The sequence below is a fragment of the Streptomyces sp. KMM 9044 genome, from assembly GCF_024701375.2.
GTDB lineage: Bacteria > Actinomycetota > Actinomycetes > Streptomycetales > Streptomycetaceae > Streptomyces.
Genome location: NZ_CP113910.1, coordinates 1,031,267 through 1,056,714, shown reverse-complemented (window position 1 = coordinate 1,056,714; position 25,448 = coordinate 1,031,267). Strand labels below are relative to the sequence as shown.

Annotated in this window: 21 protein-coding genes, 1 tRNA gene and 2 pseudogenes; 5 read left to right on the top strand and 19 right to left on the bottom strand. The window is 68.9% G+C overall.

Translation table 11 applies throughout. The annotated features are described in order from the left end of the window. Window positions 1-106 precede the first annotated feature (106 nt). Window positions 107-2,683 carry a sacsin N-terminal ATP-binding-like domain-containing protein gene (locus HUV60_RS04900; RefSeq protein ID WP_257852064.1) on the top strand — a complete coding sequence of 859 codons (2,577 nt, stop codon included), beginning with the start codon at window positions 107-109 and terminating at the stop codon, window positions 2,681-2,683. A gap of 297 nt (window positions 2,684-2,980) precedes the next feature. On the opposite strand, the gene HUV60_RS04895 is transcribed toward HUV60_RS04900, so the two are convergent. Beyond that, window positions 2,981-3,460, bottom strand: a complete 480-nt coding sequence (locus HUV60_RS04895) for a hypothetical protein (RefSeq protein WP_257852066.1) — start codon at window positions 3,458-3,460, stop codon at window positions 2,981-2,983. A 113-nt stretch (window positions 3,461-3,573) separates the two neighbouring features. Between HUV60_RS04895 and HUV60_RS04890 the strand changes: the two genes are divergently transcribed. Next, window positions 3,574-4,257 carry a transposase gene (locus HUV60_RS04890; protein ID WP_257852067.1) on the top strand — a complete coding sequence of 228 codons (684 nt, stop codon included), beginning with the start codon at window positions 3,574-3,576 and terminating at the stop codon, window positions 4,255-4,257. An 85-nt stretch (window positions 4,258-4,342) separates the two neighbouring features. Here HUV60_RS04890 and HUV60_RS04885 read toward each other — a convergent pair whose 3' ends face one another. The 8 genes from HUV60_RS04885 to HUV60_RS33810 all read right to left on the bottom strand — a co-directional run bounded on the left by HUV60_RS04885 (window position 4,343) and on the right by HUV60_RS33810 (window position 11,611). After that, window positions 4,343-4,537, bottom strand: coding sequence for a hypothetical protein (locus HUV60_RS04885; protein WP_127436061.1), 195 nt, complete (start codon window positions 4,535-4,537; stop codon window positions 4,343-4,345). Then, window positions 4,534-4,878, bottom strand: coding sequence for a hypothetical protein (locus HUV60_RS04880; protein ID WP_257852071.1), 345 nt, complete (start codon window positions 4,876-4,878; stop codon window positions 4,534-4,536). The genes HUV60_RS04885 and HUV60_RS04880 overlap by 4 nt, the downstream gene beginning before the upstream one ends. A gap of 240 nt (window positions 4,879-5,118) precedes the next feature. Further along, window positions 5,119-6,654, bottom strand: a complete 1,536-nt coding sequence (locus tag HUV60_RS04875) for an ISKra4 family transposase (protein ID WP_257848170.1) — start codon at window positions 6,652-6,654, stop codon at window positions 5,119-5,121. A 48-nt stretch (window positions 6,655-6,702) separates the two neighbouring features. Then, the gene (locus tag HUV60_RS04870) at window positions 6,703-7,281 is read right to left on the bottom strand and encodes a hypothetical protein (protein WP_257848171.1); all 579 of its coding nucleotides are present in this window, start codon (window positions 7,279-7,281) and stop codon (window positions 6,703-6,705) included. Between the two features lie 330 nt (window positions 7,282-7,611). Next, a complete protein-coding gene (locus HUV60_RS04865) occupies window positions 7,612-9,630 on the bottom strand; it encodes a hypothetical protein (RefSeq protein WP_257852072.1) in 2,019 nt (672 codons plus the stop codon). Continuing rightward, a complete protein-coding gene (locus tag HUV60_RS04860) occupies window positions 9,627-10,412 on the bottom strand; it encodes a hypothetical protein (protein ID WP_257852073.1) in 786 nt (261 codons plus the stop codon). Before HUV60_RS04860 ends, HUV60_RS04865 begins: the two co-directional genes overlap by 4 nt. Before the next feature lie 110 nt (window positions 10,413-10,522). Further along, window positions 10,523-11,227 carry a Crp/Fnr family transcriptional regulator gene (locus HUV60_RS04855; RefSeq protein ID WP_257852075.1) on the bottom strand — a complete coding sequence of 235 codons (705 nt, stop codon included), beginning with the start codon at window positions 11,225-11,227 and terminating at the stop codon, window positions 10,523-10,525. Between the two features lie 18 nt (window positions 11,228-11,245). Continuing rightward, window positions 11,246-11,611, bottom strand: a complete 366-nt coding sequence (locus HUV60_RS33810; protein WP_443047499.1) for a Pycsar system effector family protein — start codon at window positions 11,609-11,611, stop codon at window positions 11,246-11,248. Between the two features lie 161 nt (window positions 11,612-11,772). On the opposite strand from HUV60_RS33810, the gene HUV60_RS04850 reads away from it, so the two are divergent. Beyond that, on the top strand, window positions 11,773-13,170 hold the full coding sequence (locus HUV60_RS04850; RefSeq protein WP_257849034.1) for an IS1380 family transposase: 1,398 nt from the start codon (window positions 11,773-11,775) through the stop codon (window positions 13,168-13,170). Window positions 13,171-13,888: 718 nt separating this feature from the next. Here HUV60_RS04850 and HUV60_RS04845 read toward each other — a convergent pair. Next, on the bottom strand, window positions 13,889-14,146 hold the full coding sequence (locus tag HUV60_RS04845; RefSeq protein ID WP_331461972.1) for a helix-turn-helix transcriptional regulator: 258 nt from the start codon (window positions 14,144-14,146) through the stop codon (window positions 13,889-13,891). Window positions 14,147-14,742: 596 nt separating this feature from the next. Here HUV60_RS04845 and HUV60_RS04840 point away from each other — a divergent pair. Further along, window positions 14,743-15,492 (top strand): annotated as a pseudogene (locus tag HUV60_RS04840) (transposase); the annotation flags it as partial. A 152-nt stretch (window positions 15,493-15,644) separates the two neighbouring features. Here the strand turns inward: HUV60_RS04840 and HUV60_RS04835 are convergent. The 3 genes and pseudogenes from HUV60_RS04835 to HUV60_RS04825 form a co-directional block, all read right to left on the bottom strand. Continuing rightward, a pseudogene (locus HUV60_RS04835) lies at window positions 15,645-15,932 on the bottom strand (exonuclease domain-containing protein); the annotation flags it as partial. Between the two features lie 116 nt (window positions 15,933-16,048). Beyond that, window positions 16,049-17,932, bottom strand: coding sequence for a hypothetical protein (locus tag HUV60_RS04830; RefSeq protein ID WP_257852076.1), 1,884 nt, complete (start codon window positions 17,930-17,932; stop codon window positions 16,049-16,051). A 332-nt stretch (window positions 17,933-18,264) separates the two neighbouring features. After that, window positions 18,265-18,338 (bottom strand) — tRNA-Arg (locus HUV60_RS04825). Window positions 18,339-18,548: 210 nt separating this feature from the next. Between HUV60_RS04825 and HUV60_RS04820 the strand changes: the two genes are divergently transcribed. Continuing rightward, on the top strand, window positions 18,549-19,445 hold the full coding sequence (locus HUV60_RS04820) for a DUF5655 domain-containing protein (RefSeq protein ID WP_257852078.1): 897 nt from the start codon (window positions 18,549-18,551) through the stop codon (window positions 19,443-19,445). 177 nt (window positions 19,446-19,622) lie between these two features. Here HUV60_RS04820 and HUV60_RS04815 read toward each other — a convergent pair whose 3' ends face one another. The 6 genes from HUV60_RS04815 to HUV60_RS04790 all read right to left on the bottom strand — a co-directional run bounded on the left by HUV60_RS04815 (window position 19,623) and on the right by HUV60_RS04790 (window position 25,382). Continuing rightward, window positions 19,623-20,987, bottom strand: coding sequence for a DUF317 domain-containing protein (locus tag HUV60_RS04815; RefSeq protein ID WP_257852079.1), 1,365 nt, complete (start codon window positions 20,985-20,987; stop codon window positions 19,623-19,625). Between the two features lie 68 nt (window positions 20,988-21,055). Next, complete coding sequence (locus HUV60_RS04810; RefSeq protein WP_257852080.1) at window positions 21,056-22,171, bottom strand: DnaB-like helicase N-terminal domain-containing protein; 1,116 nt, start codon at window positions 22,169-22,171, stop codon at window positions 21,056-21,058. Further along, complete coding sequence (locus HUV60_RS04805) at window positions 22,171-23,442, bottom strand: DNA cytosine methyltransferase (RefSeq protein ID WP_257852082.1); 1,272 nt, start codon at window positions 23,440-23,442, stop codon at window positions 22,171-22,173. The genes HUV60_RS04810 and HUV60_RS04805 overlap by 1 nt, the downstream gene beginning before the upstream one ends. After that, window positions 23,439-24,362: a hypothetical protein gene (locus HUV60_RS04800; RefSeq protein WP_257853121.1), complete on the bottom strand. Its 924-nt coding sequence runs from the start codon at window positions 24,360-24,362 to the stop codon at window positions 23,439-23,441. Before HUV60_RS04800 ends, HUV60_RS04805 begins: the two co-directional genes overlap by 4 nt. A 55-nt stretch (window positions 24,363-24,417) precedes the next feature. Then, entirely contained in the window at window positions 24,418-24,681 is a 264-nt protein-coding gene (locus HUV60_RS04795; RefSeq protein WP_137209266.1) for a hypothetical protein, read from the bottom strand. A 161-nt stretch (window positions 24,682-24,842) separates the two neighbouring features. Continuing rightward, window positions 24,843-25,382, bottom strand: a complete 540-nt coding sequence (locus HUV60_RS04790; RefSeq protein WP_257852083.1) for a hypothetical protein — start codon at window positions 25,380-25,382, stop codon at window positions 24,843-24,845. Window positions 25,383-25,448: the final 66 nt, after the last annotated feature.

The following is a 25,448-nucleotide window of genomic DNA, read 5'->3' as shown; positions in this document are numbered from 1 at the left end:
TGCATGAGCTCGTAAGCTCTGAGGCGCTCCATACGGTGGTCCCTCGCGGTCCGCGATGTCAGTGAGGCGGGATACCGTCCTCTTCACGCTGAGGCGGGGGAGAACCATGGCGAAGAACGCCCGGGCGGAGCAGCTGCGGGAGTACGGCCGGTCCGTGCTGGAGGGGGTCCGGTCAGACCAAGTCCTGCGCATGGCACGGCAGGTGAACGCCGTGTCGTACACGAGCGCGCGGGAATACGCCGGCCGCTCGCTCTTCGAGTTGCTGCAGAACGGCTACGACGCGCATCCGAGGGACCGCCGCGACGGACGGGTCCACGTCCTGCTGGACGAAGCGGAGGGTCAGTGGGGGACGTTGTACGTCGCCAACGGCGGCACGCCCTTCACCTGGCGGAACGTCGAGCGGATCTGCGAGCTCGCTCAGAGCTCGAAGGAGGTCGGCGAGGGCATCGGGAACAAGGGCGTCGGGTTCCGCAGCATCTTGCTGATCAGCGACGCGCCCGAGATCTACAGCGCAGACCCCGACAGCCCGCTCGACCCGGAAATGGACGGGTACTGCTTCCGCTTTGCGCAGAAGGCCGACGTTGAGGAGTTCCTCGCTGGCGAGGAAAACGCCCACGAGGTGGCCGCCACTTATCCGCCGCTCCAGGCGCCCCTACCGTTGGACGATGTGCCCGCGACCTGTCGGCAGCTCGCCGCCCAGGGATACGTAACCATCGTCCGGCTGCCCTTGCTGAGCGAGGCTGCCCGGGCCGAGGTCCGGCTGCGGATGCGCGAGCTCGCGGGGGCGAAGGTACCCGTGATGCTGTTCCTCGACCGGCTGGCTGGCCTGACGCTGGAACGGCGGGCCGCCGGTGGCGAGGCAGGCGAGTTGGACGACGCCCACGAGGCGATCGAGCTGCACGAACTGACCCGCTCCGAGGAGCGCCTCGCGGTTACGCAGGACGGCGCGGGGCACGGATTCCCCGTCTCCTGCGCGACCGTGGACCTGGGGCCGTCCGGCACCTTTCTCGTGGTGCGGGGCACCGTGGAGAAGGAACGGCTGAACAGCACCCTCGTCGAGGCCGTGGGCTCCGGACTCCTCGACGACACGTGGCAGGAGTGGAAGCGGTCCGCCGTCGTCGAGGTCGCACTCCCGCTGCCCGCCCCGCGCCGACCGCGACGCGGGCAGATCTACACCTTCCTGCCGATGGGCGAGGACCAGGCCGCGCCGTTCCCGGGGCACATGAACGCCCCGTTCTTCACCAAGTTCGACCGCACCGGGCTTCCCTTCGACAACCCCCTCAATGTGCTGCTGCTCGACGTGGTCGCCGAGACCTGTCTGGCGGCCGCTGCGGTACTGCGTACTATGCCCGAGCCGTCCATGCGGCAGCTGGCCGTGGACCTGGTGAGCTGGGAGAGTGAGAAGGGCTCGGCGGGGCGGCTCCGCGCGGCGGCTCTGCGCGTGCACGAGAGCGAACTCGCCGACGTACCGCTCGTGCCCGTCCTCGCCGCGGACGGCGCCCCGCCGGAGGCGGGCTGGGCCGCGCCGCGGGGCGCGGTCCTGTGGCCGGACCTCGACCTGGCCGTCCTCACGGCACACCGCGCGCATGAGGCCGGGATCGTGGTGGCGGATCCCGAGATCGGCGGCGACCGGCTGAAACGGCTGGCCATCCTGTGCAAGGCCCTCGCGTGCCCGTTGGAGGCGGGCCCGGAGATCCTCGCCGAGTGCGTGGAACGGATCGTCGGGGGCCTTCCGCTCCCCCGGTTCGGTGAATCCCCCAAGCAGTGGAGCGCGCTGTACGAGGACCTGGCCACTCTCTTCGATGACGACGGGCATGTCCTGCAGGGCAGGCAGTTGCTGCTTGCGGAGGACTGCGCGCTGCGGCACACCAACCGTCCCCTCGACAGGGCGGGTATAGGCACAAATGCACGTACACTGGGCAAGCCGAGCAGTCAGGGTGCCCGCCGTGAGGCGTTCTTCCAGCCGGTGCGTACGGAGGCGAACCAGACCGAGGCCCCGACCGTCCCCGCCCTGCTCGGCAAGCGGTTGTTCTCCCTGCACCCGGGGCTGGTCTGGAAGGACCGCGGCGAGCGTACGCGTGGGCGGGCCGCCCGCGCCTTTCTTGAGCAGGAGGGGCTCGTCCGGCCGTACGACACGAGCGGCCTGTTGGATCACGTAGCGCAGGCGCTCAGCGCGAGCACCGATCGCCGACTGCGGCTCCAGACCCTGCGGTTCGTCTTCAGGCTGTGGCAGCCGCGGCGTTCGCTGGGCGGGAAGGAGATCTCCTCGCTCGGACTGTACGTACCGTCGGCGGACGGCCAGCTAATCAGGGCCAGCGGCGCCGTCTTCGGCCGGGGCTGGGGCCGCGCGTCCCTGGGTGAGGACCTGGCGGCGGTGGTCACCGCCGGGCAAGACGTGTCGAAGAGCCTGAAGGCCATCGCTGGACGCCTCCTCGCTACGCCCGAGGAGTTTGCCAAGCGGGGCGAGATTGAGGAGTGGCGGGCGTTCCTGCTGGAGGCCGGGGTAACTGACGGGCTGGCCCCGGATAGGTCCTCCGACGCCTTGAGCTGGGTAGACCAAGGTCAAAAGATCAGCGCTCGGCAGCTGGTCCGCATGGCAAAGGTGTCTGCCGAGGTACAGGAGCAGTGGGAGCCATACGTCCACTGGCCCGGTGTCTATTACCCCCGGACGCCATACCGGTGAACCCCCGCCTGGCGGCTCCCTGGCCAGGACGTCGTCGGACGCCTCGGCCAGGAAGCCCGGATGGCGTACGCGCGGCTTGTCCTGCATGGCCTGGCCAGCTGGGAGGATGCGAGGTTCGCCAGCGTCTGGACCAGTGCCGGCAGCCAGAGTCCCCCGGACAGGGAACGGATCCCGACCCCGCTCGGTGCCTTTGTGCGGGAGCAGCCGTGGCTCCCGGTGCGGGGACGCGACCGGGTCGTCCGGTTCGTCCGTCCGGCCGACGCCTGGCACTGTCCGCCCGGGCTGGAGGAGGAGCCCTCATACGCGCCGACCGTCGATCACCGCGTGCGCCATCTCCTGGAACGCGGGAAGGCGGGCGACCGCCTGCGGGAGATGCGGCTGCCGACCTGGAACGACCCCCGGGACAGCGCCCGTCTCATCGCCGCACTGGGACGGCTCGCGGCGGAGGGCGCGCTGGGGGCCGAGGAGCGGCCTGCCGCGCAGCGCGCCAACGAACGCGCCTGGAGGCACCTCGTACGGCGACCCCGTCCAGCACTGCCCAAGGGCGCCAGCCTGCTCGCTGAGTCCGGGGACCGGCTGATCGGAGTACCACTGTCCGACCTGGACGGCGGGGAGAGCGATGGTGATGCCGGGACCGTGCTCTACGTCAGCGGTGAACGCGACGGCCTGACGGTCCTGCTGGTACGGGATATGGCGCGCCCCCTGCTCACCCTGCCCGGTGTCTCGGTGGAGGCCGCCGAGCTGCTGGCGGCCGAACGCCCCGCCACCGTCCGGCACACCGACGACCTGATGTTCACGGTGACCGTGGACGGCACGCGGGTTAACCCCGGGGCCATGGGAGAATCCTCAGCGGTCGCGTCCGGGCCCGGGCCAAGTCCGGCGACGGTCCGGTGCACAGCGCCCGGATCTACAAGCTCGCCAAGGACTCCGCGGTCAAGGCCCGCACCCAGGCGGTCAACCAGCTCAAGGCCGTCCTGGTCATCGCCGACCCCGCTCTGCGAGAACGGCTGTCGGGCCTCGGCAACGCCGAGCTGTTCCGCACCTGCGCGCGCCTCGGCCCACCCGACGGTGGGGGAGACGAGGACGCGGTGACCCAGGCCACCCACATGACGTTACGCATGCTCGCCGAGCGCATCGAACAGCTCACGGCTCAGATCAATGAGCTGAACCAACGCCTGACCCGGCTCGTCGAACGTAACGCCCCACAGCTACTGACACCGGTGGGCATCGGCCCGGACAGTGCCGCCACTTTCCTGATCACCATGGGGGACAATCCCGAGCGACTGAACACTGAGGCGTCCTTTGCTGCCCTTTGCGGAGTCAGCCCCATCGAGTACTCCTCCGGCCGACGGCGCACGCGCCGGCTCAACCACGGCGGCGACCGCCAGGCCAACGCCGCCCTGCACCGCATCGTCTTCACCCGGCTGCGCCACGATCCCCGCACCCAGGCGTACTACGAACGCCGCACCCAGGAGGGCAAGACCCGACGCGAGATCATCCGATGCCTCAAGCGATACGAGGCCCGCGAGGTCTTCAACCTGGTCAGACCAGTTTCCCGCACCCCCGCGTTATAGGGGCGTCCCTTCGAGATGTCCGGCTCGCCAGCAATGATCAGGCCGCGCCCACTTGGCTCGTGTCTCGCAGCAGCATTGCCCGTAATCAAGGAAGCGCGTCTCCAGGATCATCGGGGTGGTGGCCGTGAACGCGGTACACGAGCTCGTCCGGGTGGCGCATGACCCTGGCCAGTCGCCACGCCGCGTCATACGGCCTGCAGCCGCGCTCCCGGGACCACAGGCGTAGGGCGAGCAGACTGGTGAGCGGGTCGAGCAGCCAGCGCAGTAGGGAGGTCTTCACTGCTCATCCTCCGCTGCTAAAGGGACGGTTGCTGGGGACGGCGCCACGGGCTCTAAATCACCGGACGGTGACGGCCAGGGGAATCCGTCGGCCCAACCCATCTGCTCGAAGAGCGTGCGGGCCGTAGCCATGAACCGCGCCTGCCGTCCCGGCACGTCGTCCAATCGCTCCCAGACGTAGAGGAAGGTGTGGGCGAGCCGCTCGGCTTGGGTGCGCTCGGTGACCGACGTCCCCACCAAAGGGAGGATCGTGTCCCTGAACGATGCCCAGTTGAGGGCCGACAGGTCGTCCAGATGTTGCTCCAGCCACCAGAGGCGGGCGCTGTCCCCGTCGGTGCACACGGTCCGAGCCAGCTCCTGCCGACGCAAGCGGTCCTGCGCGAGCTGGAGTTCAACGTCGCGCAGGGCGTTCTGGTGCCTCTGGGCCCGGTCGGAGTCCTGCTGGGGGAGCAGCAGGGTGAGTCGTGCCCTGAGCCAGAGGCCGGGATAGCCGTCGGGGCTGTGCCACGGCGAGACCGCCAGGGTGAGCCTCTGCTGAGCGCATTCCAGTTGGGTGTGGCTCTGTCTGAGTGAGATCCCGAGTCAGGCTTGAAGTGCGTATATGTGCTGGTCGGGTAAGGGATGGAGTCGTTCGTGCTCCTTCCGCGTGTGGAAGATCCAGTAGTCGGGGAAGTCGCCGTTGCTGATGACGGCGCGGAGGGTGAGGACGGCTTCGGCGCCGGGGACGGTCCACCTGCTGCCGGTGATGTCGAGTCTGTCGGCGACCAGATGGCGGGCTGCTCCTTCGACGGCGCCGCTGGCGATCGGCCAGCCGGCGGCCAGGGCCTGGTCGTAGTGGACGAAGTCGGCGTTGTTGTCCAGGTATCGGCAGGCTTTGTCCGCGGCGGCGCGCTGGTCGTCGCTGAGGTGGTGGCGGTCGGCTTCGGCGCGGATGTCGTGGGCGGCGCCGGGGGCGTCGCCGGCCAGGATCCGGGCGGCCTTGCTGCCGACCCAGTCCTCGGTGGCGGGATCGGTGGCGGTGTGGAAACAGCGAGCGGCTGCCCACAGCTTCTCGATCACGTGGACGATGTCGAGGACGATGTGGATCGTGACATTGCGGCGGGCGGCCTCGGCCTGGATCAGCTCCCGCTGGTGGGTGGCGCCGTCGATCAGTACGACCCAGGTCCGCCTGTGCTCGGGGTCGCGGGCTTCGGCCTGGTCGAACGCGGCGGCGATGACGGTTTCGGCGTCCTCGCGGACGGAGGCGGTGAGCCATTTCGCCCGCGCGGTGGGTCCTTTGCGGACGGTGCGGTGGCCGGTGCGGCCGCCGGGCGGGGCGATGACGTCGTGCGGGCGGCGGACGGCAGGCTCGGCGTCGTGGACGACGGCGAGGGTGGCCATCCTTTTGCGGCAGGACTTCTCCCCGGCCGCGAGCCGGGTGCGGAAGGTGCGCCGGGCCCTGGCGGCGGCCTTCGCGGTGGCCTCGCGCAGGTGGCCCGGGCGCATCACGATTCCCTTCTGGTCGACACTGAGCACCAGCAGCGTCCCGGCCGGGGCCGGCGCGGGGGTGCGGGCCGTATAGAACGCGGCGACGTCCACGGCCGCGGCCCGCACCAGATCCTCCACCTGGCGTTTGCCCACCACCCGGCCCCCGCAGCCGCGGTCGATCGCTTCCAGCGCGGTGTCGTAGGAACTACGGACCGCTTCGAGGACCGCGAGGCGGCGCAGTCCCAGACTGTGCCGGCCGTGGGGCAGGCCCAGCATGGCGTCGGCGGGGTAGAGGTTGGTCATGCCCGCGCCGCGCAGGGCGCACCGGGTCACGGTCACCGGCCCCAGCACGGTGGCCAGTTGCCGCCGGTGGCCCTTCTCCAGCCGGCTCCGGCCGCCGGCGAGCGCAGCCCGCTCCCGCGGACCGAGGGCGGACAGGTGGTCCTCTTCGTGGCGGGCCCGCCACTGGAGATGGGCCTGCAGGAGCAGTCGCCCCAGCTCCCGGGAGCCCGCTTCGACGTCGGCCTCCACCTGTTCATGCGTCGCGGTGAGTGCTTCAGGGCCGGAGAGGCGGGTGGTCAGCAAAGTGAGGGAAGAAAACACGCGGGCAAAGGGGTCAGCCGCCGCGGCCGTTTCATACGCTGCGTTCATCGGGCTCTCGTCCTCGGACAGTGGCGAATTCGGTTGGCACCATCGACGCTAGGGACGAGAGCCCGGCCCCACACCGGCGCGACGCCGCCCGTCGGCCGCGGCTTCCCGCTCCGGCGCACCCGCTCCCGCCCTCCGCGCGCCGCCCCACGCGAACAGGCCCGGCTCGTCCTCGGCCAGCCAGCCCCGCTCCACCAGCCGTTTCAGCTTCGAACGGAACCCCTCCACCTTGTTCTTGTCCGTCGACAACCCCAGCGCGGCGCACAGATGATGCGCCCGCATCGGATGCACCGCGTCCTGCAACACCTCGACGACGTCCCGGTACGAGCGCGGCAGCACATCCGCCTCAAGCCCCGGCTCCCACTGCGGCACCAGCCGCACCCCGACCGGCGATCCCGCCCCGCTCCCCTCCACCGGCACTTCCCCCGCGGCCTCGTCCACGGACACCCTCACCGCCCCGTCGCCGGACAGGATCTCCGTCATCGTCTCCCGGGTGATCTCCAGCCGGGACAGCCTCTCCTCCCGGTCAGCAACTCGCCTGGTCAACTCTGCGATCTGGGAGCGCAGTTCGGCGATTTCCTCCCGCGCGGCAGCCTCCCGCCGATCGAGCTCCTCCAGCCACGACACCATCGCCGCCTCCAAGACCACGTCTCAGGACACGACGATCCGCCGTCCGCGCACGAACGGCAACGGCGCACGGCATCACCAGCTCACTGAAGAAGAGCCGCACCCATTCCAGTTCCTCGGGCTGGTGCTCCCCGGCGATGCCACGGCCGAGTGCGTCCAGGGCCAGGCGGGCCGCCGCTCGCGCGGCGACCCCGTGGTGGGTCCCGGTCGCCCTGAGCGGGATCTGATGAGTGAGAGTGCCGCGCGCCAGGAAGCGGACGCCCGGCAGGCAGGTGGGCCAGTACGCCGTGAACCGGCCGACCCGCCGTCTCCACCAGGGACCGGGACGATCGGTCACGCCTCCGACGCTTTCCGGACGAGGCTGTAGTGCTGCATGGCGTGGCCGAGGATGTCCCGCCAGAACGGCCGGACCACCGCTCCGTCGGCCACCAAGAGCCGGTCGAGCCGCAACCGCAGCCGCGGCGGGGCGAAGACCTCCGCAAGCAGGGCGATCACCGCGTCCCTCTGGTCGGCGTCGTGCTCGAACCGCTCCTGCCACCGGGTTAGTTGATCGAGCACGGCGTCCACGGCGTCGTTGGTGGACAGCAGCGTCTGCCAGGCATGCACGAAGTGCTCCCTGCTGGACGCGTCGCGGGCCGAGGCGAGGACCAGGTCCGTACCCGTGTCACTGGAGACGAGTGCGAGGAAGGCCCCCAAAGCTTGGCGGTGCGCCTTTCCATCGGCCTCAACCCCATGCTTCTTCAGCCACTGCACGACCGTCTTGTCCACGAGGCCAGGAGCGTGCCGGACGAGCTCCCGGAAGGCATCGACCAGCTTCTCGGCGCCGAATTCCTTTTCGCCCGCTGCCTTGCCCAGGCGGGTGAGGGCGAGCGCCGGCTGCTCAAGGCCCCAGGGCCCGCCACAGACGTCGATGACCAGATCGACCTTCTCGGCGTTGTTGGACTCTGCCCAGTTGAGGAGTCGGTCCCGGACGTAGCGGCCGAGTTCGGCGTCGGTTGCGGCCTTCGTGAGCGCCTCGACGGCCAAGATGCGCCGAGGGCCGATGAGCCCCGTCGCGAGAGCGTCGAGCACCTTCCTGTCGTGCCGACGTACCGCCAGGCGCAGGAGGGCTTCGCTTGCCAGACGGGCGTCGTCCTCCGGGACGGACCGATTCGCGGCGACGCCGACCGCCCACGTCGTCAGCAGGTCATGCTGGGTGGGGAACTCGTCCCACAGATGACGCAGGATGGCAGCAGGCAGCCCCTGACACGTGCGGTCGTGGTGGGCACGTTCGCCGACAGGCTCGATCTCGGCTGCTTTAAGCCGACGGGACGACGTCGCGTCGGTGAGCACATCGGCCGGCCCGCGGGCCTGGCCCAGCGAGGCGAGCAGGTCGTCGGACGCGCGGACGATGGAACCGCGCCGCCCTCCGTCGAGCAGAGCTCCCGCCCATACCGTGACCCGAGTGGACAGCAACGACGGACTCCCGTCCACCGCACCGCGCTTGTTGAGCAGCTTCTCTACCGTGGTATGCCAGTCTCCGAAACGGTCCACGGCTTCCTTGAGCTGTTCCCTGCCGTTGACCGCACTGAGGAGTACGGCCAGCCGGCACGCCTCACGGGCGGACGGGTCGGCTTCCCAGATCGGGGAAAGTTTCTCGTCCGTCAGCCAGGCCACCCGGCCCCCGTGACCGTGCGCGTCGAGCTCGGCCTCGACCAGGCGCCGCGCACCGGGAGACTCCAGCCGTACGGCGACATCGCCAGTGGCATCCGCCCACGCGCCCTGCCAGTCGCCCGGGGTGGCGAGCACGACCAGGAAAGACCCCTGTTTACGCAGCGCCGCTCCATGACGGACCAAGTCTTGGCCGAAGCGGGCGGGCGGCTCGTCCGGGAGGTCGGAGAGGTCGAGCAGGTAGCCCGTCGCCGAGCGCACCGGCAGGCACTGGGTCCCGGGCTTGGTCCACTCCGGTTCCAGGTCGAACAGCTCCGGCTCCTGCGGTCCCGCCGTATGGCGCAGGAGCCGTACCGCCGCGGTCCGTCGGCCGCTGCCAGTGGGGGCGCACAGCACCACGATGCCGTGCGCTTCGAGGATCTTGGCGGCGTCGGGCAGACGGTTCGGTTCCCGGGGCTCGACGAAGCGCCCGTCTTCGCTCGCACGGTAAGCGGGGTCGCGGCCGTCGATGGGCAGGGGGTGAACGTAGTCACCGTTCAGGTGTACGGCGTAGTGGACCGCTTGGACGCTGTGGTCGCCGTATTGGTGGAACTCCGACGCGTTCGACGGCAGAGCGCCGGCCGGATCCTCGTGCGCCTGGGGCCCCACCGGATCGATTTCGTGGTACGTCGGGTCGGGTGCTTTGCTGGTGAGGTCGCTCATTGCCGCCCCCGCTTGTCGTAGAAGTTGTAGCCCTGCTTGCCGTGCTCGCCGTACTGGTGGAAAGTCACCGCGCCGGGACCCGCCGGAGCCGTGGGCGCCGACGCCACGAGCGCCTCGGCTCCCGGCTCCTCCTCACCCCCCGCCGTTGTGGACGGCTCGAAGATGTCCGGATCCGCGAGCCCCCAGTCGAAGCCCGGGAGGTGCAGATAGGCCGGCTGCTCGAACTTCTTCACCCTCACCAGATGCCGGTGGAAGTGCGCCGGCAGTACGTCGCCGTTGACACAGCCGCTGTCGAAGACGTCCTCGTACACCCGCTGGGAGACGATCACGGCGGTGTTGGTGATCTCGGGATGGCCACGTTCGAGCACCGCTCGCAGCGCCTTGTCGTCCAGGAGTCGGTGGGTGTGCACCATGGGCACGCCCAGACCGCTTTGAGGCAACGGGCCGACGTGGATGCTGACCCGCAGCTGCAGGGGCTTGAGGTGCGGGTTCTCGGCCCGCCGACGGGAGAGCGCCTGGCGCAGTGCGTCGGGAAAGTGCCCCACCAGCGCGGGCAGGACCTCGGGGTCCATGCCGGCGACGTAGCCATCACCCGTGTGCTGGCCGAACACGCGCCGTTCCCAGTGCGCGCTGACGTTGCTGGCGCTCAGCGCCTGGGCCAGCAGAGGTGGGATGTCGGCGTTGACTCGCTGCATCCCTTTGCTGTCGAGTGATCCGAAGTCCCTGGCGTCGACGGCCAGCACGGCCCGGTAGGGCCACAAGGGCTCCCATGACGGCAGCATGCGCCGCTCCTCTCGTAGCTCTCCCCGCCCATGCGGCGGGGAGAGCACCACCCTGTTCGAGGAGCGGGGAGCCGACCGTCCAGCGCTGGACGGTACGGGCGTGCCGCACGTCACTTCACAGGAGCTCCGCGCGGCGGTCGGTCGCCGTCACCCACCCCGTTGTCCTGGGCTGCGGCTCTCAGCAGGGCAGGATCTCTGACAACGAGCCGCCGACGGCCGAGCGTGACAATGCCGTCGGACTGGAGACGCGCGAGGGCGGCAAACGCTGATGACCGGCTCATGCCCGCCATCGTGGCTAAGTCCTCTCTGGGTATGCCGAGTTCGACGACAAGACCGCCACTCCTGTCGCGGTGACCCACCTCGTCCGCGAGATAGACGACCACCCGTGCCAGGCGCGCCGGCGGCGGCAGATGAGCAAGGTCGGCGCGCAGACGCTCCTGGCTGTTCAGCCGTTCCACGCTCAGCCGGTACACGACCGGCTCCAGGCGATGCCGGGTCACGAATCCACGGAAGGCGTGTGCGGCCATGACGACCCCGGTACAGGGGCGTACCGCGGTCACGGTCGCCGAACGCGGCCGGTCGAGCAGCACGCCCATCTCGCCGAGGACTTCGCCGGGGCCGCGGAGCATCAACGTCAGACAGTCCCCGGCCTCATTGCCCTGCACCACCTTGACGAGACCATCGACCAGCGCGATCACCCCATCGGGCGACTCGCCCTGTGCCAGGAGCACCGCCTGGCTCCGGTAGGTGCGCCGATGCCCGCGTTCGAGGAAGTCGCGCCATACCTCAGGAGAGACGAGGGAGAGGAAGTTCACCGTGGCACCTCCTCGCCCTCACGCGAAGACGGTGGCCACGGCGAAGCAGCCGCAGCCCGCGACTGCCAGGACGAGAGAACACTGCACCCGGCGGTGTTTAGCCCAGGCGATCTCGCTCATCACTACCACCTGTCGGGTAAGCGAAGGCAGTGGGTCTGTGTTCCGCAGCGCGCTCTCCAGTACGGCGGGTTCCATGAGCCGCAGGTGTCCGAAGTACAGGAAGTCGCCATCCGATTCTGGCCCTCGCCGCTCTTTGCCGAGCCGGGGAGAAACAGCCCATGCAGCACAACAGGCACCCGCCATGATGAGCACGATGCCGATCCACAACAGCGCCTGCGACGCGGCGGACTCGAACCCGCCTACCGCCCGCCGGGAACTCGCCAGCAGGCTCAGTACAGCCAGCGTGGTGGACTGCAGGCCTCACCAATTCACCGTGCCTGCCGGTGCTGGTGACGGAGTGTGAGATCAGCGAAGAAGGATGCCTCGACCTGCGATGATTCAGCTTCTCTAGGACTGGATCACGTTGGGGAGGAGGCACCCTCCGGGTGTCGAAGCTTACCGAGTGGGCGGATGGCCTGTCACTGTCGACGGGCGGCAGGAAACTGGTGGGCAAGGCGGGGATCGTGCCCGTGCGCCGGTTGGCGGACAAGGTCGGGCTGACAGACTTCCTCGGCGGGGCGCTGGTGCGCCGGGACTTCCATCCGGTCCACGACCGGGGGCAGGTGCTGATATCCGCGGCGTGCGCGGTGCTGCTGGGGTCACGCTCGATGAGCGGGATCGCGGTGATGCGGCAGGCCGCCCTGGTCCTGGGCAACCCGGCGTCCGCGTCGACGCTGTACCGGACTCTGGACGCGATCGGCCCGGTCGAACTCGTGAAGATCGCCTCGGCCCGCGCGAAGGCCCGCTCCGCGGTGCATGACCTCATCGACCTTCGGCCCGGCGGCTTCCCCTGGATCCGGGTGGACGGCCGGCCGCTGACCGGGTGGACGGTGCTGGACATCGACGCCTCGCTGGTGCCAGCGCACTCGGACAAGGAGGGCGCCGAGCCCAACCGTAAGGGCTTCGGACTGCATCCGATCCTGATGTTCCTGGACAATACGGACGAGCATCTGGTGTGCAGGCTGCGGCCGGGAAGCGCCGGAGCCAACACCGCGAGCGACCACATCGAGGTCTCCACCGAGGCGATCCGCCAGCTGCCCACCCGCCGACGGCGCAAGGTCCTCTTCCGCGCCGACGGCGCCGGGGCCACCCACGAGTACCTGCGGTGGATCACCGACGGCGGCGGCAACAAGGCCAACACCTGGCAGTACTCGGTCGGCTGGACCCGCGACGAGGATTTCTGGACGAACCTGGCCAAGGTCCCCAAGGACACCTGGACCGCCGCCCTGGACGCGAAGGGCGCCCCGCGCGAGGACGCCGCCCTGGTCGAGATCACCGGCATGCTCGACCTGACCGGCTGGCCGCCCGGCCTGCGGATCATCGTGCGCCGTGAACCGGTGCACCCCAAGTACGCGAAGGATCTCAAACCGTACGAGCTGGCCACCGGCTTCCGCTACCAGGCCATCGCGACCAACACCCCGGGGCGCCAACTGCAGTGGCTGGACGCCTGCCACCGTGTTCATGCTCATGTCGAGTCCGGGATCCGCCGCTCGAAGGCCCTCACCCTGACCAGACTGCCGTCCTCGAAGTTCGCCCTCAACCAGGCCTGGTGCACCCTGCTCGCACTCGCGATGGACCTCCTCGCCTGGCTCCAGCTCCTCGCCCTGGACGGCAGACTCGCCAGAGCCGAACCCGCCACCATCCGCACCCAACTCTTCGACGTCCCCGCCAAACTGACCAACCACGCCCGACACCGCGAGCTGAAGTTCGACCCGGCGTGGCCGGCCGGCCACGCCGCCGTCAAAGCATGGGACCGCGTCCAGGCCCTGCCCAACCCCGGCTGACCTCACCACCACCGCCCCGACACCCCGGAAGGAGGAGACCCGCAACACCACGGCAAGTGGAGGCCGACGCCCGCCCGAGCGATACCGGGATCAACCACCCTGCCCACGCCCCGAACCATCGAAGCTCAAACCAGCTTTAAGCGGACACCCCACCGAACCCCATCAGGCCGGCGCGCGCACGTGAATGATCGAGGCAGGGTCAAGGCGAGCGCGGCTTTCGAATCCGCCTTGGCCGTTGCATCAGCGACGGCCAACTGGATCTTCCACGCTGTTTCGGTTGGCTCAGTCGGCACGGTGGCATCCCCCCGGGTGCAGCGAATAGCGCTCACTGGTGCTGCGCTGAAGGCTGCGCAGGCATGACCGTCCTAAAACGTACGGCGGACATCTTGGCCTGAACACGTGGGTAAGCGGGCGATCCCGGTACGCGAGGTGGGCCGGAAGATCAGATCTTCTGCCGGGCGACGGACTCGGAATTCCGCCAGCTATGAGTGACCACCCGCCTCCGACAACTGGAGGGGGACCTTGCAGCGGCCCGGAGCACTCATTGGAGCCTGATCCCTCAGGTCGTTTACCGCTCCCGCTCCATGGCCCTCTTTTGCTCAACGGGTGGCCCACCCGCCGTGGTCGCGGCGCCCGCATGTTAGGAACGTCAGTGAGTCGGCGACGCCCCGCAGAGTGTTTAGTGGGGCTCGCCGCCACTGACTCGGCGCCGATGGCATCAGGTACGGGCATCGTTGTACTCCGGCTCCCCGCTTTCGAGTACGCGGAGCAGGGACGCCGTAACGACGCGCGAGCTTCGTCCAATGCGAAGCACGCGGCAAGGGAACCGCCCCCTGCGGATCAGCTCGTACCCCTTCGCGCGCGAAAACCCAAGCGCCCTTGCGGCTTCCTCCACGCTCCCTGTTCCGTTCCATGTGGCACGAATGTGCGCGGGACTGTATTGGGCGCTCACAGGCTCGCTCTCTTGTATGTGCATCGACTTCTTTCGTCTCGGCGGGTGGCGTTTTGTGCCGGGTATGCAGTGCGCAGGCCACGTGTGCGCGGTAGACCTCAATTGTCTGCAGAGCTGCCGGTTTGGCTAACCGGCGTTTCGCTGCTATGTTCCCTCGGCCTGGACCCAGCGGCCGTTGATTCGTGGCGCCCCGAGCGCTAGTAAGGGGATTGTCGCTGCTGCTGGTGGTGGAGAAGGCGGCACCTACGTGTCGTCCGCTGCTGTCGCTTCCGCGTAAGTTTCAGATCCCTCGGTTGTCAGACTCGCGCGGGAATGCAGCCGCCCACGCGTTTCAGCCTGGATTCACCGCGTGACGGTCATCCTGTGGATGAGGAATCCAGAAGAGGTGCTCGCTGACCTGCGACGATGGGAGTTCCTACGCTTCCATCCCGCATGATCGGCAGAGCACCTCTCGCATGAAATTCTTCCATACGGCCGCGGCGACGTTCGCGGCGTTCGATGATCCGAATCTGCTCGCGTACAGCGGGCTCGCTCCGGCGGTGCGGCTGGCCGAGCGATGCGGCCTGCCCGACCTGGCCGCCGAGAAGGTGAAGCTCACCGGCGCCGCGAACGGGGCGGGCACGGCGATGGGCGCTTCGGGGATGATCGTGGTGCGGGCCGACTCTGCGTTCTTCTCCCACAAGGTCGTCGCCGCCTGCCGCCGGGCCGCGGCCCGCTTCTCCCTGACGGTCGCCCAGCGCAAGAAGATCCGCGAGACCATCACCACGATCCCCGACGATGCATGGACGCCGATCAAGTACCCCAAGGCCATCCACGACCGCGACGAGGAACGCTGGATCTCCGATGCCGAGGTCGCCGAGATCGAATACACGGCGTTCACCGGCAAGGCCAAGAAGTACCAGACCACCGCCCGGCTCCTGGTCCGCCGCGTCAAACGCCTCAACCCGGCCTCGGTCCCGGACGGGCAGGGCGAGTTATTCGCCACCTGGCACTTCCACGCGGTATTCACCGACAACCGCCTGCCGCTGGTCGAGGCCGAAGCCGACCACCGCCGGCACGCGATCGTGGAGCAGGTCTTCGCCGACCTGGAGGACTCCGCGCTTGGACACCTGCCCTCGGGCAAATTCACCGCGAACGCCGCCTGGCTCACCCTGGCCGCCCTCGCGCACAACCTCACCCGCGCGCTCGGCACCCTGGCCTCCGCCTTCCACGCCCGCGCCAGGACCGGCACCATACGCCGCCAGCTCCTGCACGTTCCAGCCCGGTTGGCAAAGAACTCCCACACGCTGACCTGGCACTTCCCTGAACACTGGCCCTGGCAGGACGCCTTGGAGAGCCTGTGGACAGCTGTCGGTCACCGGCTGAAGACTCAACAGATGGGCCACCTGTCCGCCCACGACCACGAAGGATTTTGGAGACCCCGCCCCGGACGGCCGCCCGGCACCCACCCCCGCCCACCAGCCGAAATCCACCACGAGAAGCCCCAAAATCTCCTCATCGACTTCTACGCGGTGGATCCAGGCTGAAGCATCGCTCCGATCCGCCCGGCGACCTGGTCGAACGTCCGCGCACCTCGCAGTCGCTCGACGGTCAGCCCGTGCACCTCCACTGGTCCCGGATCGCAGCCCGGATTGAGCAGGGTCGAGAACTCCCCGGTCTGCTTGCCGTCCGGACCGATCGTGATCACCGCGACGGACAGCACACGATCTCGTCGGGCCATGAGGCCCGAAGTCTCCACATCAACCGAGGCCCAGGCGTAGGCGTAGTCGCCCATCGCGGGCACACCGAAGGAGGCAGGGACGAGATCCATGACGGCAAGGATGGTCTGATATCCAGCCCTCCTTCAACCTGTATGCGATTTGCCATCGTTTGGGGCGCTGCAACGAGGCGATCCTGCGCCGGTGACCGCTGAACCGGCGGGTGTCGCTACTCTGCTTCGAACGCCTCGCTTGCAGAAACGCCGGAGAGCCATCGTGAGGCCCAGGTTTCGGCGCTGTCTCGCCTCTTGGCGTGCGCTATTGCCTGAGACTCGCCTTCGAGGAGCGAACTGAGGCTGTCCATCAGGCCGGTGCCCGCCAGGAAGTGGGCGAGTGGTGCTACCGACGCAGCGGCCCCCGGTGTGACGGGACCGCCGTGAGCGAGTGAATTGCGCACCGATCGCAGACGATTGAGGGCGCGCGACCAGCGGTCATCGAGCTCCTCGTACCAGTTGCGCATGCCCTCGTGTCCTGCTACCCGGGTGGCCATGTTCTCGGCACGCCGGCGCTGCTTGCTGTGCGTGGGGTAGATCGACATGAGGTCAGGCAGTGTAGAGATGACCCGGCGTACGTCTGTGCGGAAGCTCATCCCCTCGTTCTGCACCATTTCCCTATGCAGGGCCTCGGCGGCTTGACGGACGTCCGGCGTGAAGTGCGCCAGATCGTCGCGTGAGTGTAGGCCCACCCGTACCAGCGCGTGGATGACTTGATGCCGGATCCAGGCTTGCTTGTGGAAGTTGTCCAAGTACACGTACCACTCCTCGCCCGAGACTCTGGTAGCGAGCAACTCGAGAATCCTCACGTCCAGGACGACAGCCGGCAGTGAAGGTTGCGCACTGGAGGCTTTCCACCAGCCCACCGCGTCAATGACATCGGACAGGTCCGAGCTTGCTCCGGTAAGGTGCGGTGCGATGCGCGGGGCCATGCGGTTCAAGCGCTTTGCTGTGGCATCCATTTGAAGGTACGGCATCGCGAAATCCTCGTCGGACAAGCGGAACGCCTCATTGCCACTCCAGGTGCCGTCGACGGCATGGATGTGCCCCTCGTACATTTCCCAGCCTCGAAAGTCTTCAGGGAACGTCGCGGCCAAGATCATGGATTGCACCTGAAGGCGCGAGACGGCCGGAGCATCTGCCTGTGCCCCTACGCCGAGATCCACCCGCGCGAGAACCACGTGTGGTCCGTCGGGGAGCGAGTCCGTGGGGAAGAAGGAATCGGCCCCGCTCACCTCGCAGGGTAGTTGGTCCCGGAACGGGCCGTCCTCGGCCGCGTTTCCATGAAACCAGTCGCGGTTGTACAAGGTAATGGGGCCGAACGTCTGGACCATGCCCGCGATCCGGGCCTTGGCGAAGGCGTGCCACACCACGTGATGGGCGTGACGCGGAGGAGTTGTTAGCAATCGATCGCACAGAGTGAGACGGGATTCTTCGGACAGCCCGGCTGCTGACGTGACGTTTTGATGCGACAGCGTGCCCAGGTCCTCGATGTCTCCCAGATTCAGCCGAGCCATCTGCACGTCTACAAGACGGTCGAGCAAGACACCTGAGAGGGAGCGCATCACCTCTGTGGAGCGACGCTCCGAACGCTGCAGGAGGGCGCGAAGCAGGACAGTACGCGCCCTGATGTCGTCGTAGCGCTGGCAGTCCCTGACCGCGGAGACGATGTCCTGCCAGGCATGAATCAGATGGCTGTCCGAACACGCCTCCTGGGAAAGGGCGCGCACGAGCTGTTGTGCCTGCGCCACCTGCCCTTGGGCCCCGGGTGCAGGCAGGCCAGCCATCGCAGAACGGAAGGCTTGCAGGTGGATGTCCAGACCCTGTCGGTATCCGGGCCCCAGACGGTTGACCCCGAAGTCGAAGTCGGCCATGGCGGCCTGCCAGTAGAACCGGTGCCGCCTCTCGAAATCACGGGAGTCGTTGAGCCACGATTCGAGCTGATCCAATGCCGCCGGGAAGGTCAGATCCTGTTCGTCCTCCTCGTACCAGCGGTCACGGAGGGCCTCTGCCAACTCGAAGGTCCACGATGGGTCGACTACTACATCCCCGAAGAACATGCGCTCCAGTGTCCCCGATACCTGCGGCGACGTCTGGTAATCCGAGCTTCGGCCGGACGCGATGACACGAACGGTCAGGGCCCTACTTTGCGTGGCAGAGGGTGATGCTGGTGGCTGATCGCAGACCGCGTTGCGGGTGAGCGGTTCGACGGCAAGAGACTGTACCGAAACTTCGGGAAGAAAACCCGCCGAGGGCCGGACGAAATCGTCTCCAGCCGGACACTCACCGACTCCGCCCGAGGGGGGCCCCGTGCTTGCAGAACTGCTCCGCCGAGTCCGATAATCGGCCTCTGGTCAGCAAAAACGCCCTCCCGAAGGAGGGCGGAGTCTGAGGCGCCCCGGCAGGACTCGAACCTGCGGCCAGGCGTTTAGAAGACACCTGCTCTATCCGCTGAGCTACGGGGGCTGACCTGCGTAAACGCGGTTTCCGGGAGCTCTCCCCCGGGTCGCGGGGGACACATGGGGGAATCACGGATTCTCGGTGACGGGGGAACGCGAGCGCTCCCTGATCGGGCAGTACGTAGGGTCTCACATTATCTTCACGCCCCCGAAGGCTCTCGCGGAAACAATCCCGCACCCCGTCGGCGTTGGTGATCTTCGAGCCGATGAGGGGAAGGTGTCGGGCCTGAAACTGTTCCGCACGGACACGACGAATAGCGGCATGACGGAGGTCATGCCGCGTCTTGCCGAGATCGAGGCCGATGTACAGGGCCTTGTCGAGGCGCACATGGAGACGCTGCTGGGCCTCCGGTTCCTGGCGAGCGAGTACAGCACCGGACCCGCCCACGGGGGCCGGATCGACTCGCTCGGGCTGGACGAGAACGGATCGCCGGTCATCGTCGAGTACAAGCGCGGCACGGACGCCGGCGTCATAAATCAGGGCCTGTTCTACCTGGCCTGGCTGATGGACCACCGGGCGGAGTTCGAGCACCTGGTTCGCGACCGGCTCGGGGTGACGGCCGCGTCCCAGGTCCTGTGGAGCGGACCGCGCCTGATCTGCATCGCCGGCGACTTCACCCGCTACGACGTGCATGCCGTGCGCGAGCACCGGAGGTCGATCGACCTGGTTCGCTACCGACTTTTCGGCAGGGATCTGCTCGGGCTTGAGACCGTGGCCTCCGTGAGCGGCGGCATGCAGGTGGCCCGCCGGGCACGGCGCGGGGCGGTCGCCCGGGCGGCGACTGATGTCCAGGGCGCGGCGCTGCGCGAGTTGGCGGGTGCGGTCGACGAGGTCCTGCTCGGGCTCGGGGACGGCGTGAACCGGGTGGAGCGCAAGACCTACCGGGCGTATCAGCGGCTGCGGAACTTCGCCTGCCTGTGCCCGCCGCAGCGCAGCAAGCTGCTGGTCTACCTGAAGGTCGACCCGAAGGACGTCGACCTTGTTCCGGGCTTCACTCGGGACGTGTCCGGTCTCGGTCACCACGGCACGGGTGATCTGGAGGTCCAGCTGCGTAGGCCGAGGGACCTGGAGCGGGCGCAGGAGCTGTTCCGGGCAAGCTACGCGGCGGCGTGATCGCCCGACGCTGCCGGCCTCGTGACGGGCTGCGCTACGTGTGGTGTCTGCGGTCGTGGGAGGAGCCTCTCGACGTGCGGGCAGGGCGTGGCGGTGGACTATCTATGGTGCGCGGGATCGCCGGTTTGGCCAACCGGCGATCCCGCGCTATGTTGCCCCGCTCGTGCGGGCCGAGGATCAGCGTGAACGGCTGGCGGGTCGGCTGGCCGTGATTGCCGGAGCCGCTGGCGCACTGGCCGCGAGGCGGGTCCTGTGCTCGCGGCCCGACTGGGGCTGGCGCGTGCCGGTCTCGTGGGCGAGAGCTTCGGAGAGGTCGGCCAGCAGCGAACTCGGGGTGTGCGGGGACGCGGTGATGGCCCAGTTGGGCCGGTCCGGGTCAGGGCCAGCCCAGATGGTCCAGGTGGCTGGGTTCTGGGGGGCCTGCGCGGTCAGTGGGTCAAACCGAACGCCTGCCTGTCCGTCGGGGGACGTCCACCGGATCCCGTGCCCTGTCAGGGTGTGCTTCCACCCGGCCTCAGTGAGCGGCTGCGTGGCTGTGGTGACTGTCCTCTCGCCCGCCGGGACGCCGATGACCGTGTCCCAGCCGTCGCCGTCGGCGAGGTGGTTCAGCAGATTCTGCAGCACGGGGGCGGGGGTGGCGCCGGTCGCGGTGAGGTGCCACATGCGGTCGGAGACGGGTGTCTCGTAGGCGGCCACGGTCCAGGCGGTCTCGCGGGCTTGGGTTTCGTGGACGCGTTCGATGCGCAGGGTCTGCGATTCGTGGATGGCGTGGGTCGTTTCATCGGACCAGGTACGCCACTTTTCGAACTCGCCGTGCGCGTCGAGGAAGCTATCGAGGAGCGCGTCGTGGTCACCGGCATCGGCCAGGTAGACGGGGACGGCCTCCGGCTCCGGGCGGGACGGTTCGGGCTTGGCTGTGATGACGTCGAAGACGGAACGCGCTGCGATGGCGGCGCGTTCGGTGTCGGTCAGGGGTGCCGGGCCGGGGCGCATCTCGGCCGCGTGGACCTTCTCGAAGGCCACCAGTGCCTCCGCGGGTGAGTCGAAGGTGTCGGCGACCTGACGCAGATGATCCTCGCCGTGCAGGTAGACGGACTTGCCGCCCTGGTGGAGGTATGTGCCGACCGCGACGGTGGTGTGGCCGTCGTGGGCGTGGGCGTGAATCAGGAGGTGGCCGTTGCGGATGTCGTCGTGGATCTTCTGCGCCTGGTTGGAGACTTCGCGGATTTCGCTGCGGGTGCACCAGGGCATCGGGTAGTTCGGCCAGGTCCATTCCTCATCGATGGCCTCCTGGAGGCGCGGGGTGATCTCGACGGTGATGCCTTCAGCGGTCAGGTGCTGGGCGGCGTCGGCGGCCCAGTTGGGCTCCTCATGATCGATGCGAGCCAGGACCAGGACGCCTGTGGCGGCGGCACTCCAGCCGGCAGCCTCCAGAGCCATGGAGGCGACGCGGGCCTGGGTGCCGGTCAGGACGGCCTGCACGGCGCTCGGGTGAGTGGGGTGGGTGTCGAGGCGGACATGGGCGTCGATGGCGGGAGTCACGTGGGGGTCTCAGCTGTTCTGCCGGTGGCCGGGCCTTCGGGTCCGGCCACCGGCGGTGTACTCGGGAGTTATCGGGTTGCTCGTGTGGATCGGGCGGCGTGTGCGGCCGTGGCGGTCGGCGGGCCGGCGCGGATGGCAGGCGCCGGTCGCCGCTGCTGTGGCGGGGTGGCTCCGGTGGCGTTCTGCCAGCGGGTGCGGACGGCGGCGATGTCAGCGAGGGCGCGGCGGGCGCCGACGACGAGCTGGAAGGGGGTGTTCGCCGGGTCGCCGGCGTACGCCTCGATGCGCCGTCCGGTGTGCTCAGCCGTGGCCAGGAGGGAACGCTGCAGGGCGCGTTCGGCCCAGTGCCCGACGGATCCGGCCGGTTCGGCCAGCATGCGCAAGAGCTCGCCTGGTTCACTGCCGCCGTCCAGCAGGCCGCGCTGCTGGGCTTCCCAGAGGACGGTGACGGGGTCGACGGGCTCGCCTCGGCGGGCGAGGGTGGTCAGGCACTGCCACAGGCCGGCGTGCAGCGGCAGGGCGAGGTCGTCGGGGACCAGCCACCGCACGGCGTCGATGTCGTCAGGGCGGGCGGTGGCGGTGGCGAGCAGCAGTTGCTCCTCCTCGACCGCCTTGGTGTGGTCAGGGGCGGCGGGGGGCGGTGCCGGGGTGCGGGGGAGGGCGCCGGAGCGTGGGGGAAAGCGGTTCGCGATGTCGTCCACGACCGCGGCGAGCGCGTCGGCCTCGGCGAGCACCGTCTGGACGGGGAGCGGGAGGCTGGCGTCGTGGACGGTGTGGACGAGGCGTTCGGCGGCCGTCAGCAGGCGGCGGCGGGCGTGCTCGGCCTCGACCATCCGGGCGTAGGCGGGAGCGTGGCTGGGCCAGGGGCAGACCTGGACGAGGGTGTGCAGGTAGGTGGCGGTCAGACCGCGCGCCTGCTCCCGGCCCGCGGTGAGCACGCGGTCGAGCCACTTGGTGTTCTTCGCGTGCTCGGCGGGGTCGGGTTGCGGCAGGGTGCTGATCGCGGCGTACAGGGCGGCGTGCGCGGCGGTGGAGAAGGAGTCGGCGGTGATGCCGTTCACGTCGTCCAGGCGGTGCGGGTCGAGGAGGAGGGCCCCTAGGAGGGCCTGCTCGACGTGGAACACCGGCTGGAGCGGTGGGACGGCGTCGAGGTCGTCTTCATCGGGTTCGGGGGTGTGGGGCATCAGGCGGCGAGGGTGAAGTCGTCGGGATTGAGGGGGAGGCCAAGGTGCGGGGCGAGGAGGTGGCCGGCGAGCAGCGGGGGCACGGCGTTGCCGATCTGGGAGAACTGCTGGCCCTTATTCCCGGCCCAGGGGTAGTCGGCGGGGAAGGTCTGCAGAAGGCCCGCCTCACGGGCGGTGATCCGGATCGGCTCGGGAACGGCCGGCGCATCGGCTTCTTCGGCTGGAGGTGTGGCGGGTTCGGCGACCCAGGTGCACTCGTTGGCGCGGTGCCCGAAGAACAGCGTGCCAGCCGGCTCCTGGATGGACCGGACGGTGGCGTTGGCCTGGTTGTTGCTGCGTAGGGACCAGGACCAGCGGTGGGCCTCGGCGGTGAACGTGGGCGCCGGAGCGTCGGCCGCACGGTTGTCTCGGGTGCCGTGCCGGGCCGCCCACCCGGCGCCTTCACGGCGGGACTGCAGGACCACTCCGTCCGGCCGGGGCATCCAGGTGCCGCGCTCCCTGGCGTCGGACAGCGTCTTGCGGGAGCCCGACGGGAACGGTTCGGGCCCGCCGCCGGGCCCACCTCCTGCGCAGACGGTGGGGACGGGCCGGTCGGTCGCTCCCCATCCCAGGGCTTCGGCCATGCTGACCCAGCGGGCACGGCCCGGACCGAACAGCGATTCCGGCTCGGCGAGCTGGGCGTGCGTGGGCGTGGGCGGCTGCGCCGTACGGACACGGGAGGCCAGCAGGATCGCTCGCTTCCTGGTCTGTGGGACGCCGAAGTCAGCGGCATTGAGGATCCCGCACCAGACGGAAAACCCCCACCCCCGCAGGACGGCCGCGTACTGCTTCCACAACGGCAGCACGTCCGGTACTTCCTCCATGGCGACCCAGTCGGGCTCACCGACCGTGTTCAGCGCGTACAGGTAGCGCATCGGCTCGGCAGCGAGCAGGGAGCGCTCGTCACGGCACGCGGCGAGGAGGCGCTCGCGGGTATCGCGACCGGCGGCCAGATCCTTGACCGCCGCGTGCACCAGCGGCTGGTCGACCAGGCCGAGGCGCTTGCCGGCCATGCTCCACGCCTGACACGGCGGCGAAGCGATCACACCGCGGGTGCGGCCGAGGAACGGCCAGGCCGGATACCTCGCCACGTCGCACCGGATGGTCAACTGACCCGCCGCAGCACGGGTCTTGCACGCCCACGGGTCCCATTCCAGCCCGACGTCGCGCACGCCCAGGACGTGCAGCGCCCTGCTCCAGCCGCCCGGCCCCGCGAAGAGGTCGAGTATCACGTGGCCAGCCCGAAGTCGTTCTGCGTCAACGCGTCGGCGTCGCCGCGGCACGCCCAGGGCGAGCAGCCGTCCTCGACCCCCTTCTCCAGGACGTCGGCCTCGTCCGCGCTGATCCGCAGGGCGGCCCGCTCGGCGGCGGTGACGTGATCGATGGGGGCTTCGCTGAGCGGGACGCGGGAGCGGTGCAGGAAAGCCTCACCGAGCAGGCGGCTGCCCGAGGCGTTGGCGCGGGCATTGCCCTGCCGGATGGCCGCGTCGAATTCGACGACGTCCGCCCACTCAGAAGGAGAGGTGTCCCGGATGTGCCGCCACTGCGCATTCCCGTGGAACGGGCACCCCAGGCAACTCGACTTCGGTGTATCTGCGAGACCAAGAGAGGTCAAGTAGCGCACGCAGTCGGCCCTGCTCCAGGACATGTCCAGAAGAGGATGCCGGTTGCGCATGTACTTGACGTCCGCATCCTTCGCGCGGTGGAATTCATCCGTGGATATTCCTACCCACTGCTCGACGAAAACGCCCTTCGGGATGCGGGCCGGATAGGGGTAGCCGAGTAGTTCGCGAACCTTCTTCTTGATCGGCTTGACCTTATATTCCCCGGTGCACTGCCGGCGGGTCATCCCGGGCCGCCCGTCCTGATTGAGGATGTGGAGCGGCATGGAGGCGAACCGGTGATTCGGGTTCAAAGCGTCGTCGCGGATATTTCCGGCCGACACGCGGAGTACGGGTATCCCGGCGGGCGCGGCTATCTCTTCTTCCAGGCGGTCAAGGTGCGCATAAACCGCTTCGGGCTCCCATCCGGTGTCGGCGAAAATCGCGTAGTCGACCCTGGGGATAATGCCCTCGGCTGACAGGGCGAGAAGTGTGCTGGATTGAACTCCCGCGCCAAGGGAGAGGGCGCGGAATCGGGGCTGATCTGAAATGGTCTGTCCTGGGTGTAGGGAAAAGGGAGGGCGCGCTCGAATCGCGGCTGTCGCGTCAGTGGCAGGGGGATTCCGGCCGGTCGCGGGATACGGCGTCGCAGAGGGCGAGGATGCGGTCGAGGAGGCCGACGGCCGACTCGATGAACTGCTGCGGTGCAGGCCCGATCAAGACGACCCAGCATGATGTGGCGTGGCTTTGGCGGCGTTGGTTCTCCACGGCGCGGGCCAGGGCAGCGGTCAGTTCGGCGCCGACCCGTGCGATCTGGTCGGGCTGATGGCGCTCGGTGGGAGCCGGATGCAGTCCGGCGGGAACGAACACGCCGAGCGTGCATCGGGGTTGGGCGAGGAGGGTCGGAGGGAGTCGGTGGTGGCCAGGAGGGGCCTTTCTCGGGGGGCGGGCTGTCGCGGCAGGTCAGCGGTGGCGGGTGGCCGGTGAAGGCGGGGAGGCAGCGTCGAACAGGAGGCCCTCGGGCGGTGTCGTCATACGCGGCGCCGGGCAGCGGGCGCGGGCGGCGCGGAGGGCGCTTTCTGCAGGCTGGGCCCTTGGGCCTCGGCGATGAACTGGCGGTCCTCAGCGCGTGCCGAGAATGAGGCGAGGCGGCGGGAGAGCCCTCGCGCCACGGCGCGATAGGTGGTGGCCGCTCGCTGCATTTCCACACCGGCACGGCGGAGTTGATCACGGCTGGTCGCGGGGGTGGAGTCGGCGTCCTCGTACAGCAGGATCTCGGTGCGGTGATGGACGGCGAGGTTGCACAGTGTGGCGGCGAGTGAGATCTGGGAGCAGGCGCCGGCGAGGTGTGCCAGGTTGTCGGCCCCGTCTTTCATCGCGGGGTACTGGCTGACCGACAGGTCGTGAACCTGCCGAGTGCACTGCATCGCCAGCTCGTGCACCCGCAGGCTGAGGGGTGCGATCTCTCGGACGGGCTTGGCGATCTCGCCTTCCCGGATGCGTGCCGCCTCCGCGGACAGTTCCTCCAGGGCGGGGGCCACCTCGCCGAGAAGGCGAGTGTGTTCGGTCAAGTCGACGGTGTGCAGGACAACTCCGGGAGGATGCGGGCGGTACGGGGCAAGGTGAAGATGGTTGGT